Origin of the sequence: Paenibacillus sp. FSL H8-0283, assembly GCF_045040675.1 — a bacterium.
GTDB classification, from domain to species: domain Bacteria; phylum Bacillota; class Bacilli; order Paenibacillales; family Paenibacillaceae; genus Paenibacillus; species Paenibacillus amylolyticus.
Genome location: NZ_CP150295.1, coordinates 3,948,333 through 3,961,735, shown reverse-complemented (window position 1 = coordinate 3,961,735; position 13,403 = coordinate 3,948,333). Strand labels below are relative to the sequence as shown.

Below are 13,403 nucleotides of genomic sequence, written 5' to 3'. Positions count from 1 at the left end.
GTTACGTATGTATGTTTATATACGATGTAATATCGACTAGGAGGAATAACATAATGTCCATTTTCAAACGTTTGCGTGATCTAACTATGTCTAACATCAACGCCATTATTGACAAGGCGGAAGATCCAATCAAGATGACGGACCAATATATCCGTGACATGCAAGAGGATCTGGAAGATGCGGAGAAAGCAGTAGCTCAACAGATCGCCATTGAGAAGAAATTCAAGCAGTTATTCGAAGAGCAGGAAGCTCTTGTGAAGAAACGTGAAGAGCAGGCGCATACGGCGGCACGTGCTCAGAATCTGGATTTGGCTCGACGTGCCCTGGAAGAGAAAAAGGCTGCTGAAGAGAAGATGGCTGAGTACAAAACCAGCTATGACCAAAACAAGGCTTCTGCAGATAACCTGCGTGGCAAGCTCGACGAGATGCGTAAGCAGTTGACTCAAATGAAGAACAAACGTGAAACACTGGTAGCCCGTTACAATGCAGCAAAAGCCCAAACGGAAATCAACAAAGCGTTGAATGGGTTTGGCTCTGATACTGCAAGTGCTGGTATGAAGCGTATGGAAGAGAAAATGATGCAGATGGAAGCACAGGCCGAAGCAAGTAACGAAATGTCTTCCAAAGGAAAATCTTTGGATGAAGAGTTCGAGAAGTTGGGTAAAGATCAGGCTGTTGAAGATGAACTCGCAGCATTGATGAAACAGTACGATAATAAGAACTAATACCTTGGTTGTCAGCAAGGTTAACCAGCGGAGGAGAAGAGTATTTCTCCTTCGCTTTTAAATGCGGTTCATGTTGATATGTGGGGGCTGTGTAAATGGATTTGAACATTTTGGCGATGCTGGTCTGGACCGGATCTGGTTCGGTTTTGCTGTTTGTCCTGATGTATGTTGATTCACTGTTCACGAAATATAAGGATTTTGCTGAAGTTAAGGCCGGCAATATGGCCGTTACTACACGTATGGTTATGAAATTATTTGCACAAGGATACGTACTCGCTACGTCCATTTCTACGGCCGGTCACCTGGGAGAAGCACTGCTGGTCTCCGTTGTATCCTTTATCATTTTGTTGATTCTGGAGAGTGTTGTACACTTTATGATTCGCAAATGGGCCAATCTGGATCTGGATACGGGAATTCAGCAAGGGAAGACAGGGTACGGGTTGTTCTCTGGCGCTTTACATATCGTGGGCGCACTGATTATTGCAGCTTGTTTATAAGATAAGGAACAGGAGTAATTCTCATGAGTGTATGGAAACGAATTAAAGGAATACTAACGAAACCTGAACCACCGCAGGCAGAGAAAACGATGCTTCAGCTTGCACCTGGTGATATCTGTGAGGTTTCTCTGGTCACCTATGAAGTCGTTGGTCGGGTGCAAAATCGTGCTCGAAATGCAGTTGTGCTCACACTGCAGGATGGTACCGCATTTCGATATTTGCATATCGAAGAACGGGAACTCACACGTTACGCCCTATATACACCAATTGATGGCAGGCTTGATGCACCTGATGAGGTGCCTACATTGCTGGATCTGGATGGACGCGCATATCATCTGGAGGAAGAGTATGGAGGCATGGTATCAACGGCAGGTAGAACTCCATATGGCCAGGCTGGAGAACAATTGGTATGGCAGTATCAGTCGGATGATAATATGCTTCTTCGTGTGGAGTGGCAAGACAGAAGATTTACACTGTATGAGGGTGAGTCCATTCTTCCTGCGGATATCAAAGTGATTCGTTCGAGCTAGGAGAGGTTCCAATGAAAAAACGCTTGGCACATGGATTAAAATTAATGCTGGTCCTCAGCCTTGTCATGTCTCTGTTGTCCGCGTGCGGAGCAGCGCCTTCTGTTCAGGACACATATCCGCTTGAATCGGTTAACGGCAGTGGTAACTCAACGTCCTATGTGTACCGGGCTTCGGACCGTACCGTTCCGGAAGTGGCACAGGAATTGTCTGACCAGCGGCAACCGGATCAAATCTCGGCAGAGAATACAGAGCGTATGTTCCTCGTGTATCAGGACGAGTATTATCACCTGCAACAAGACCCGAACAAGCCGGAGGATACATTGGTTGAGGTGGACTCCAAGGAATATGTTCGGCAGAACTACGATTCATCTTTTTTACAAGGTTACCTCACCGCTACATTAATTGGTAATCTGTTCGATTCTTTTGGTGGGCGAGGTTATGGCAACTATCGAGGATATACCAATAAAGATACGTATAAACCGAGTGCAGGATCTTATCGTGCACCAACAAGTAATGACAAGAAGCTTGCTCCACCTATTACTGTTGATCGGAAAGGTACGATTACAAGGCGCGGAAGCGATAAAGATTCAAGCGTGGGATCTGGCGGAGGATTATTCAACCGCAACAAGGATCAGAGCAAGGGAACCATTGATCGCAACAAGAGCAGTGGTGGGTTGTTTGATTCACCTAAGAAATCCTACAAAAAACCAAAAACCAGAGTGGGCGGCGGCCGAATTAAGAGGCGTAGATAATGATTCAATTATAAGTTTGGCTGCCCAACATATAGTACAATCCAAAAAGAACAGGAAAAGGTATGACGGATTTATCACTATCCGCGCAATTACCTTGGAACTGTTCTTTTTGGTTTACGATTTGCGAACATGATTGGACTTGCGTACGCGGGGAATCGTTGTAGCAGGCTGTTTGCGAATCCAGCGGATAAATGGAATCATTCGTTCATCCTGTCTCAAGGATTGCAGATCCGTGAGACCAAGGGTTACAATATCGCGATTGGTGTATAGCGAATGAATCTGTTTGTGACAGGGGATGCACAGGTTGGCCGTTGGCAGAAATGTTCCGCCCATTTCTTTGGGTGTCAGATGATGAACGGTCGTGTTCACAGGTTCTCTTTCGCATAATTCACATCGATTACTCATGATCATCGCCTCCCTTTGTCACTTATATTATGGGCAGACAAGATGCCTTTCATGTTGAACATAGGTCAAGGAATGTTACACCTGTAAGAAATAAGATTTGTCACAGGATCAATAAGTGATGTACTTGTTATCTTACAGTATTCGGGCTACACTTTCTTAAAGGATGATAGTCTTTAGGAGGTAAGAATACTTTTGAAAATGAACTCACATTCACATGATATGACAACTGCCAAATTCAATCGTACAGCTGTACAGGTACCGGATGCCCAAGCCAAAATAGCTGCAAGAGTTACTGTAGGCTCCATAGAGAAAGTTCATCTTGAATCTGCTCATGGCCGCACACTTGCAGAGACGATTCAGGCACCCCATCCGTATCCATTTTTCCGGAGATCGGGTATGGATGGATTCGCGATTATAAGTACAGATACCATAAATGCATCGAGTGATCATCAGGTTTGGTTTCGAGTCATTGATGAAATTCCTTGCGGCTACACCTCGGATCACACCATTGTTTCAGGTACAACTGCTCGCATCATGACGGGTGCACAGGTACCGGAAGGTGCGGATGCGGTAGTCATGATGGAGATGACCGAGAGCAAGGTAGAGGACGGAGAACAATGGATTGCATTGAAACGGCACATATTGTCGGGTGCTAATATCACCCCAATCGGACTGGAAGTCCAAGAGGGACAGCAACTGCTCGAAGCAGGAACGATCATCAGGGCAGGAGAGCAGTCTGTGTTAGCTACTTTTGGCATAGCAGAAGTTCCTGTATTTAAACGTCCAAAGGTAGCGATATTCGCAACCGGCACGGAATTGCTTGATGTAGATGAGCCATTACAACCAGGTCGGATTCGGAATAGCAACAGTTACATGCTGCGCTCTCTGGTTGTAGAGGCAGGTGGAGAACCTGTGATGTACGGTTCTATTGCAGACGATGTGAATACGGCAAGGGCCAAACTGGAAGAAGCCATTCAAGATAATGATATCGTAGTGACCACAGGCGGTGTATCCGTTGGGGATTATGATATTATGGGCGAACTTGTGCTGGAAGAACATGTGGAGATGTTGTTTAACAAAGTGACGATGCGACCAGGCAGTGTGACCACAGCTGCTATATATAAAGATAAATTGCTTTTTGCACTTTCGGGTAACCCGGGGGCTTGTTTTGTAGGTTTTGGTCTGTTTGTTCGTCCAACCATTCGTTCCATGCAGGCGGATGCTCATCCTTATATGGAAGAATGGACTGCGATCTTGGAAGAAGAGTACACCAAAGTTAATAATTTCACACGGTTCGTCCGTGGACGCACAGAGATCCGCAACGGCATGGTGTACGCGATACCGGCTGCCGCCCGTGTAGATGAATCCAGCGTGATGATCACCATTAAGGACAGTGATTGCCTGATTGTTGTTCCACCTGAGAAAAAAGGCATTCCTGCGGGTGAGCAGGTACGTATTCTCAAACTGCCCTCAGGTCATGTGAGGTAGTGGTAAATGACTACAATGAGTGATACAAAGCCACATATCATACAGATTGTTGGATACAAAAACACGGGTAAGACAACCCTGACAGCCGCGCTGATCGGGCACTTTTCTTCTATGGGACTTAAAGTAGCAGCAATTAAGCATGATGGACATGACCATTTTGAGATGGATCAAGAAGGAACGGATTCTTATCGATTTGGAGAGTCTGGGGCTTCGGCGGTGGTTATCATGTCAGAGAAACGTACTGCGATTATGGAGCGACAGGCAACCAAGCTGGAGGATATGCTGAGCTATCTATCGGATTATGATTGGATTGTTGTTGAAGGATTCAAGAATGTTTCTTATCCCAAATTTGTGATGGTTCGAGAAGAGAAAGATCTGACCTTGGTTGATCAGCTTGAAGGGGTAGTGGGTATAATCTCATGGCTACCTTCAGAGCAGTTTATAGAGCGGAGCGCCGTAAGCAGAGAGATAACATGGTACTCGGTTCATGAAACGGAGGATATAGCCAAAGCGTTGTTTGCGATGGTTGAAAGCAAGTGAAGGCAGAATGGTGAAGTCTAATCGTAGAAACGTTAAAAAAGTAGGATATTATGATCGCTGGATATGATTGAATGTACAGAGAGCGTGATTGATTCTTTTTTAAATATAACGTAATATTTATTATGTAAACTAGAATTGTTTCTACTTATGCTTTTCTTCTTGAATGATGCAAAAAAACAAAAAAGCAGCAGACCTTTCTCGGATCGAAATCCTTGATGCGGTTTGCTGCTTTTATTATGTTTGGGATGTTACATCCCGTCGTCAGTACGGCGTTCGATGGCTTCGGACATCGTTTTGTCGGTAAGGTGAGCATAGATCTCGGTCGTTTCCGTAGAAGCGTGTCCAAGCTGCTCCTTCGTTTTGTAAATATCATTTTGCAAATAATAGTCGGTTGCGAATGAATGGCGTAATTTGTGCACGGTCAAGTAGGGTTTGCCAAAGCGCTTGGCGTATTTCATGATCATGGCCTGAATCGCTCTTTTGGTCATTCGACTTCCTTCTGAATCTCCGTTACGCAAAGCAATGAACAGACCTTTCTCCCGCTTGGGCGTGCGGTAACGTGATTGCCGCAGGTTCATATAAGTTGCGAGTTCGTCCTTGGCCTGTTCCCTAAAATAAACGGGAGTTTTGTACGTCTCATCATTGTTACCTTTGCGATAGACATACAGGAGTTTGTTGTTCAGATCAAGGTCATCGACGTTCAGGTTCACAACTTCCGACACCCGTAAGCCGGAATTCAGAATCAGGCTGGCAATACAGGCGTCCCGTTCTTTGTTGATTTCATGGGAGTATAGGGCCTGCTTGTTCTTCTCCATATCGACAGCGTAACCTTCAAGAATATAGCCGATAAATTCCAGCAATTCCTCTTCCTCCAGGATTTTACCTTTGAGTTTGGCAGCGGTGTCCTTGGGTTTATGGGTACGCTTGATCTCGATTTTGGCCATAATGTTCCGCTTCAGCAAAGGATAAAAGTCTTCATCTTCCGCAATCTGGCTCAGGTAATGAAAAAGGGAGCGAAGGGAAGAGAGCTTGCGAGATACGGTAATTCTGGAATTGGTTCCTTCCCGTTTGGTTGTAAGAAATAACCGATAGGCGGTAACCGAATCCATGCGAAGGACTTCCAGTTCAGTCAAGGTAACTTCTTTATTAGAGCTTGCCTCGGACAGCCCTTCTGCTCGCAACCATCCGAAGAAAGCTTCGTAATCTCTCAGATATTCGAGTAGGGTAGAGGGGGACAGGTCAGGCAGCTTGTAGTCCATGAATTGCTGAACGAACCAAGGCATGGAAGGTAGTTTGTCATCCAGCTTGCGTCGATCAATCTCTTTTTGCACGTTGGTCAAGTTCGACACCTCCATGTGAAAAACATATAAAATGAATATTCAATTTAATAGTATTCTATGCTCTAGTGTACCATAATTTACATGCTCATAGCTTGTTCACCAAAGCAGGCAGTAAGTAGGGTATGCTTCCTTGCCCTTCGGCGCGTAAACCTTTAAAGTAATTAGTATACGTAAAGCAGAGGAGGTGAACCGGATGAATATGAAAATAGAACTGGTTCCCCGGGAACGCAGTCAGGTGATTCGGCATTTAATGCAATTTTATTTATATGATTTTACCAAATACCTGAATATTGATGTGGACAGTAACGGCATTTTTCCGGAATATCCCGGTCTGGAGGCATTCTGGGCAGAAAAGGACCGCAAGTTTCCTTTTTTGATTACAAGTGATGGGGCACCTGCAGGGTTTGCTCTGGTGGAGAAATTGGAGCCTGGTAGTAAGGATAATGACTACTATTTGACTGAGTTTTTTGTGATGCAAAAATATCGGCGTAGTGGGGTGGGCACTCGGGCAGCCTACGAGCTGTTCAAACGTTTTCCAGGAAGATGGAAAGTGACCCAGGTTCGTAACAATGTTATTGCGCAGGCGTTCTGGCGAAAAATTATAGGGGATTATACCGGAGGCCGCTTTCGAGAAAAGTTCCATCCGGAACTGGGCAATCCAAGCCAGTATTTTGTAACCTGATTCCCATCAGGGTTTACCTACATATAGAAGCATTTGCATGATTGCGATATAAGTTGAACTAATCATTTACACGATAACGGAGAGGACAGAAAAAACCTGAAAAAGCGAAGCGTTCGCCTAAAAGCTTTCTGAAAGAAAGCTGCATCGGAAGCATACGCTATCCCCGGATTTTCCCCTTCAGAAAAGGGAATCAAAAAATCTGGGGATAACAGCGATTGGAAGGTTATTCTGTCATCGTAGTGTCAGTGTAAATAATCTTTAGTTCAACTTATAAATCTGATGAAGGAGTGAGTGACATGAACGTACCCACATTCCATCTCGATGGACAGACAGCACTGGTGACAGGTGCAGGGAGAGGGATCGGAAAAGCAATTGCGATTGGACTTGCCCAGTCAGGCAGTGACGTTGTACTTGTATCCCGAACGATGAAAGAAATTGAGGAGACAGCAGCCTACATCTATGAACAGACAGGGCGTAAAGCGCTCGCTCTGACTGCGGATGTGACATCAAAAGAACAAATGGAAGAGACGTTTCAAGAGGCGATCTCGGAGATGGGTAGCCTGGACATTCTGGTGAATAACGCAGGTATGAACATACGGACACCAGCACTTGAAGTAACAGACGAGCAGTGGGAGACCATCATGCAGACAAACTTAAAATCGGCTTTCTTCGCTTCGCAATTAGCGGGACAGCATATGAAAGAACGTGGGACTGGGAAGATCATTAACATCTCTTCGGTAGGTGGGCATACGGCTTTGCGGACAGGGGTTGTATATGGTGCGACCAAAGCTGCATTAATTCATATGACCAAAGTTCTCGCACTGGAATGGGGCAAGTATGGAATCCGTGTCAATTCAGTAGGGCCATGGTATTTCCGAACACCTTTGACTGAAAAGTTGCTGGATGATCCCCATTATTTGCAGGAAATTGTAAGCCGTACACCGTTACAGCGAGTGGGAGAACTGGAAGAAGTGGTAGGGCCGGTTGTATTCCTGGCATCAGATGCAGCGGGATACATAACGGGTCAGACGTTATTGGTTGACGGTGGAATGTCCATTTATGGCTTTTAAATAAATGAAGTTGGTTGCAGTTTGGAAAAGTGGGTGGCATAACCAAATCATGGGTAATAACATAAGGGAAGTTGAAGTTAATCTGTATTTCTATTTATCTGTACCCAATTCACTGAACTTGGAGGAAGATAACCATGGAAACGCGCAAGTACGGTAATACTGGCATGAACGTAAGTACACTTGGATTTGGCGGAGCGGAAATAGGAAAAAATGTATCCAAAACGGATGTAGCAACATTGCTGAATAGTGCCCTGGATGCTGGATTAAACGTGATAGACACGGCTGAATGTTACGGTGACAGCGAGGAATTAATCGGCGAGGTGTTGTCACATCGGCGTGATGACTACTATTTGTTCACCAAATGTGGACATGCTGCCGGGATCGAAGGTCCGGATTGGGATGCCAAAGTACTGGAGCAAACGATTGACCGTAGTCTGAAAAGGCTGAAAACGGACTATGTGGATGTTATCCATTTGCATAGCTGCTCCGAAGAAGTACTCCGACAAGGAGCAGTGATCGAAGTGCTACAGCGTGCCAAGGAATCAGGTAGGACCAGGTTTATCGGATACAGTGGGGATACAACAGATGCGCTATATGCGATTCAGACCGGAGTATTTGACAGCCTGGAGACTTCATTAAATATCGCAGATCAGGAAGCAATTGATCTTACGTTGCCTGAGGCAAGAAAAAGAAACATGGGTGTCATCGCCAAAAGACCAATTGCCAATGCGGCCTGGACGTATGATACACTTTCAGAAGAGGCTTATCCATTTATATACTGGAAGCGCTTAAGTGAACTGAACTATGGTTTTCTGGGTGAAGATGCCCAGGTAGCGGTGGAAACAGCACTGCGTTTTACGCTAAGTACCGAAGGTGTAGACACAGCTATTGTAGGAACAGCCAAGCCCAATCGCTGGCAGCAAAATGCTGATCTTGTGGCTAAAGGGCAACTCCCACAGGAATTGTATGATGAAATTAGAGCACGATGGAAAGAAATCGCCGGAGCAGATTGGACTGGCCGGACTTAAATCAGAAATATTAGCGAAGCCGCCATATGGCGGCTTTTTTATGACCAGCATAAAATATTTTCAACATATGAAAAATTCACAACAACTTTCGGATCAGGGGCTGCGAAAAATTTTAGGGAATAATGTCTATACGTCAGCTTAGTTCAAAACGGGTGACAAAGGATGAAAGAGGAAAAATCCCAGGAAATATCCCTTCTTATAAGCGACTAAATTTATAAAAAACGACGAAGATATTGAGAAAATACGAAAAATAGGCAATCTACATTCAATTTAAAAGAAATAACGACTGAGTTATAATATTTCAACATATGAAAAATTCACAATAGAAAGATCATTTTCTCACCTTAGTTACCATCTCTCATATAGCCACATTGACGCACCACCAAGTTTAAAGGAAAACCATTATAAGCGATTGAAGTCAACCACTTTTTTGCGGGTTTAAATCAAATTGAAAATATATCTTTATGAATAATCTCTAAAAGCATACAGCTTAAATTCATTATCAGAATAATTTTAACATATTAATTATTATGTAAACTAATAATAATTATTATGTAAACTAATAATAATTCTTTTGGTAATACAGACATAAAACCTCCATGACCTGTAAATCGTAAGGGGATAAGGCAGAAGGAGGAGCTTCATGAAAAGTAAGCAACACCGTAAAAACGACGACGAAAAACTAAGTTGGGTCAGCCTATCCTTGTTTGGCGCGGGTTGCACACTGGGAACGGGATTTTTTCTAGGGACCAGTCTGGCGATTCATTGGGCCGGCATATCCGTACTTATATTGTTGGTGCTGGCTGCGGCAGGTACTTACTTTGTATTTGGTGCGCTGGCTCAGATGACCGCAGAAGATCCAAAGGAAGGCGCTTTTCGAACGTATGCGGGCGAAGCATTCGGACCTTGGGCTGGTTTTGGTAGTGGATGGATGTACTGGGTCTCTGAAATGCTCATCATGGGCAGCTCATTAACGGCACTTGGGCTGTTCTCTCAATTCTGGTTTCCCAAGTTTCCGCTATGGGCATTTGTTGCGATCTATGCCGCTATAGGTCTGTTCATTGCTGCACTGGGAGCGAAGGGATTAACCAAAACGGAGAATATTCTTGCTGTAATCAAACTTGCTGCAACGGTTGCATTTATAGCTATAGCAGGAGCGGCTTGTCTGGGTTGGTTACCTGTAAAAGTCACACCCGAGCAATTGAAGAATGAATGGTTCCCGCATGGAGGTAAAGGCGTATGGACCGGTTTCATCTATGCATTCTTTGCTTTTGCCGGGATCGAGGTTATGGGTTTGATGGCAGCTAACCTGAAAGAACCAAAAGATGCAGTGAAATCAGGTCGAGTAATGCTATTGACTGTGAGTACACTCTATGTGATTGCAATTGCGTTGATCCTGTTGCTTGTGCCTTCAGTTCAGTTAACTCCAGATGAAAGTCCGCTTGTCAAAGCCATGTCAACCATTGGATTCACTGTTGTGGTCCACATTCTCAACGGAATTCTGATTATAGCCGGATTCTCGACAATGGTGGCTTCGTTATATGCCATTACGTCCATGTTGGTGAAACTCGCGGAAGATGGAGATGCACCAAAGTTGTTCACGAAGACCTGGGGAAAAAAGGACATGCCACTTCAGGCATTGTGTTGCACAGCGGCTGGATTAGTCCTGTCTACGTTGATGGCATTATGGATGCCCAAGAGTTTGTTTGAATATGTGACGACAGCAGGTAGTCTGGTATTAATGTATACATGGCTGCTTATCTGCATCACGTACATTAAAAAAATGAAGCCCGTGAAGTGGAATCACATCAAAGTGTGGATTGCCATAGTATTAATTGTGGCTGCTGTGGCTGGGACAGCGATGGAAAAAGCCAGCAGAACGGGTCTGCTGGCAAGTGTGGGACTTTTGGTGTTCCTTGGGATCATCACGTATGTTGTTCATAAGGTACGTGGCTCGAAAGCATCGCAGTCAGCACCATCCAAACCATAAGCAACTCTCAGCAACTTTCGTGGAGGTCGTACAACGGATTAATGAGTGCTTTAAGATTATTTCGTCAACTTGCCTAAGGCTTGCTTCATCCGCATGAATGGACATTTGGAAGGTGTCTGCTCATCATCAGGCAGGAAATACTGTTTCCATTCCAAATTATCCTGCTGACCATACCACATCAGCGAAGGGTGAGCAGGTACAGCATCATATGCAGCGAGACGTTTGCGAATTAAGGTTTTCATTTTACGGCCAAGAGGGGTGTTGTCATTAATGGATTCGAATACCCACCGTGGTTGAAAAGCAAACATGAGATAAGGAAAATGCCGGCTGGCTCGGAGTTCATGTGCAGGAGTTGCACAGAAACAAAAGTAAGGCTCTCCGCCAAAGCAAAACTCCCATGATGAATCATGAGGATCGGTTGAAATATGTTCCGGCCACGGCTCGGTATCGTGTGAACTTACCCGATTAAGCATTTGCCAGAATAACGTCTGATATTGCTCTACCGTTGTATGATCTTTCAGATCACTTGGTGTCTCACAGATCACGACCATCGAAGCGTAATGACCGGTGTCTCTGGAGACAGGACCATATTGTCTAAGCAGATCGGCCATATCTTCGGCAGCATGTTCAGATCGGGGGTCACACGTAAATCCGTACCTCAAATGTCCTGACAGAAATCCCATTCGTCCAGGTACACATGGATACGTATTATCTTCGTCGGCGATCATTTTACCAAATTGCGAATAAGCGTCCTGCTGCCAAGATGGAAGACGCTCAAACAAGGTGTTTATTTCGTCGGCACTATACAGCTCCGCCATTGATTCCCAACTCCATTCCACATGATACCGTTACAGTATTAATGTGGGGGAAGTTGGGTGACTGTCCAGCCTGATTTTGTTGTCAGAAAAATATGGAACGTACAGCTTCGTACCCAAAATACAAACCAAATCCGATCAGGCAGATTCCCGAAATGATAGAGATCCAGCGCAATACATTCTCACTGCTATGTTTGTGGAATCGACTGGCCATGCCAGCCATAATGACATCCCACACCAGAATACCAATGAATATGCCTGAACTGTAGAGCAGCAAATGAGCGGTATCCGTATGTTTCACAGTTGTCGCGAGAATAGAGCCATAGATCCCAAGCCAAAATAAAATATTCAGTGGATTGGACAGGGCCATCAAAAATCCGGATATAAATGATTTTCGAACAGTTGCTTCCGCAGTAGATGTACCCTGAATGCCTTGCTTTAGCTTCGAGAGCGTTTCCACTCCCGTGTAAATCAGAATAAAACTGCCAAATGACCAGAGAAAAGAGCGCATGAACGGCGTGTCCAGAAAATGGGCAACTCCAAAATAAATCAGCAGCATATACACCAAATCTGCAAACATAGCTCCGAGTCCTAGAATCCAGGCATGCATGAATCCGTGGCGGGCTCCACGGTCGAGTTGGGCGGCGTTAATCGGACCGATTGGAGCGGACAATGATATTCCCAGAATGATATAACTGAACAGTACAGACATAAACACGTTCACTCCTTAACGGGTTCGATGAATTATACCAGTTGTCACAGAAAATGGGTACAAGTCATCGTATTCCCGCAAGGAGTGAATTAGAACACACTGTGAGGATATAGCACTTTAAACGGCAGGCGACTCCACATCGAGTTGAACAGGTGTACAATGATAGCCATTGCAAGAACTTTCCTCGCACGGACAAGCCGATAAACCGATGATCAGATCCATCAAAGCTTCCATTTCAACATAATCACCTGCACATGATTCGGGAGCAATAACATCAATTTTGCCTTCACCATCTACTACGGAATTCATAAATAGATTGAAAGGATAATGCTGATCCGGCGGAGATATACCGAAAGGTTCAAGGGCCGTGTTCAGATTATCATAACAACTGGGATGGTCCTTTTTATCATATAAGACCTCATACATTTCCGGACGACAGGCCGAATTGAAAAAATCATGAATACCTACAGTTTCACTGACAATGGAAATGAGAGGTTTATAACGGTTGGAATACAGACATTGTCCCGGTTTAATCCTGTAATTGCGCAGAACATCGAGGGTTACCCCGGGATCAAGCCGATTATTAATATTCTGGGCATCATAAGCGACAAAATCAACCACTTGCTGCCCCTCCAGATCAGTTATACGGATCAGTGAGCCTTTTTTCACTTTAAGAGCGTAGCCTGTCTTGGCAGGAATGTGAATAGATTGCTTATGAGATTCCGTTGAATTCATCCCTATCTCCTCCGAGGTCTTTTTACTTCAGTATGCGGAGATGACATTGCTTTCATGCACTATAGCAAGTAATGTAGGCATGTGAATATAAAGA

At 44.6% G+C, this 13,403-nt stretch carries 15 protein-coding genes; 10 read left to right on the top strand and 5 right to left on the bottom strand.

Features of this window, described 5'->3' with window-relative positions; all coding sequences use genetic code 11:
* Window positions 1-53 precede the first annotated feature (53 nt).
* The 4 genes from MHI52_RS17700 (at window position 54) to MHI52_RS17685 (ending at window position 2,504) form a co-directional block, all read left to right on the top strand.
* A complete protein-coding gene (locus MHI52_RS17700; protein WP_076210133.1) occupies window positions 54-725 on the top strand; it encodes a PspA/IM30 family protein in 672 nt (223 codons plus the stop codon).
* A gap of 95 nt (window positions 726-820) precedes the next feature.
* Complete coding sequence (locus tag MHI52_RS17695; RefSeq protein WP_036613690.1) at window positions 821-1,222, top strand: DUF350 domain-containing protein; 402 nt, start codon at window positions 821-823, stop codon at window positions 1,220-1,222.
* Window positions 1,223-1,245: 23 nt separating this feature from the next.
* Window positions 1,246-1,752, top strand: coding sequence for a DUF4178 domain-containing protein (locus MHI52_RS17690; RefSeq protein WP_076317633.1), 507 nt, complete (start codon window positions 1,246-1,248; stop codon window positions 1,750-1,752).
* 11 nt (window positions 1,753-1,763) lie between these two features.
* A complete protein-coding gene (locus tag MHI52_RS17685; protein WP_017688102.1) occupies window positions 1,764-2,504 on the top strand; it encodes a DUF4247 domain-containing protein in 741 nt (246 codons plus the stop codon).
* A 114-nt stretch (window positions 2,505-2,618) separates the two neighbouring features.
* On the opposite strand, the gene MHI52_RS17680 is transcribed toward MHI52_RS17685, so the two are convergent.
* Window positions 2,619-2,909, bottom strand: coding sequence for an HNH endonuclease (locus MHI52_RS17680; protein ID WP_155985109.1), 291 nt, complete (start codon window positions 2,907-2,909; stop codon window positions 2,619-2,621).
* 198 nt (window positions 2,910-3,107) lie between these two features.
* Here MHI52_RS17680 and glp point away from each other — a divergent pair, with 198 nt between their 5' ends.
* Both glp and mobB read left to right on the top strand, forming a co-directional pair.
* Complete coding sequence (gene glp / locus MHI52_RS17675) at window positions 3,108-4,397, top strand: gephyrin-like molybdotransferase Glp (RefSeq protein WP_405159399.1); 1,290 nt, start codon at window positions 3,108-3,110, stop codon at window positions 4,395-4,397.
* A gap of 6 nt (window positions 4,398-4,403) precedes the next feature.
* Window positions 4,404-4,937 (top strand): molybdopterin-guanine dinucleotide biosynthesis protein B, encoded by a 534-nt coding sequence (gene mobB, locus MHI52_RS17670; protein ID WP_405157364.1) that lies wholly within the window; start codon window positions 4,404-4,406, stop codon window positions 4,935-4,937.
* Between the two features lie 248 nt (window positions 4,938-5,185).
* Here the strand turns inward: mobB and xerS are convergent, their stop codons facing one another.
* On the bottom strand, window positions 5,186-6,292 hold the full coding sequence (gene xerS, locus MHI52_RS17665; protein ID WP_076250271.1) for a tyrosine recombinase XerS: 1,107 nt from the start codon (window positions 6,290-6,292) through the stop codon (window positions 5,186-5,188).
* A 178-nt stretch (window positions 6,293-6,470) separates the two neighbouring features.
* Here xerS and MHI52_RS17660 point away from each other — a divergent pair, with 178 nt between their 5' ends.
* The 4 genes from MHI52_RS17660 (at window position 6,471) to MHI52_RS17645 (ending at window position 11,047) form a co-directional block, all read left to right on the top strand.
* Window positions 6,471-6,959 carry a GNAT family N-acetyltransferase gene (locus MHI52_RS17660; RefSeq protein WP_036613700.1) on the top strand — a complete coding sequence of 163 codons (489 nt, stop codon included), beginning with the start codon at window positions 6,471-6,473 and terminating at the stop codon, window positions 6,957-6,959.
* A 296-nt stretch (window positions 6,960-7,255) separates the two neighbouring features.
* Entirely contained in the window at window positions 7,256-8,029 is a 774-nt protein-coding gene (locus tag MHI52_RS17655) for an SDR family NAD(P)-dependent oxidoreductase (RefSeq protein ID WP_282321118.1), read from the top strand.
* 134 nt (window positions 8,030-8,163) lie between these two features.
* A complete protein-coding gene (locus MHI52_RS17650; protein WP_340030565.1) occupies window positions 8,164-9,057 on the top strand; it encodes an aldo/keto reductase in 894 nt (297 codons plus the stop codon).
* A 643-nt stretch (window positions 9,058-9,700) separates the two neighbouring features.
* Complete coding sequence (locus tag MHI52_RS17645; protein ID WP_340982302.1) at window positions 9,701-11,047, top strand: amino acid permease; 1,347 nt, start codon at window positions 9,701-9,703, stop codon at window positions 11,045-11,047.
* A gap of 56 nt (window positions 11,048-11,103) precedes the next feature.
* On the opposite strand, the gene MHI52_RS17640 is transcribed toward MHI52_RS17645, so the two are convergent.
* The 3 genes from MHI52_RS17640 to MHI52_RS17630 all read right to left on the bottom strand — a co-directional run bounded on the left by MHI52_RS17640 (window position 11,104) and on the right by MHI52_RS17630 (window position 13,309).
* Window positions 11,104-11,865 (bottom strand): YqcI/YcgG family protein, encoded by a 762-nt coding sequence (locus MHI52_RS17640; RefSeq protein ID WP_036613709.1) that lies wholly within the window; start codon window positions 11,863-11,865, stop codon window positions 11,104-11,106.
* Window positions 11,866-11,947: 82 nt separating this feature from the next.
* On the bottom strand, window positions 11,948-12,574 hold the full coding sequence (locus MHI52_RS17635) for a LysE family translocator (protein WP_017688112.1): 627 nt from the start codon (window positions 12,572-12,574) through the stop codon (window positions 11,948-11,950).
* Between the two features lie 117 nt (window positions 12,575-12,691).
* Window positions 12,692-13,309, bottom strand: a complete 618-nt coding sequence (locus MHI52_RS17630) for an urea carboxylase-associated family protein (RefSeq protein ID WP_340982303.1) — start codon at window positions 13,307-13,309, stop codon at window positions 12,692-12,694.
* Window positions 13,310-13,403 lie beyond the last annotated feature (94 nt).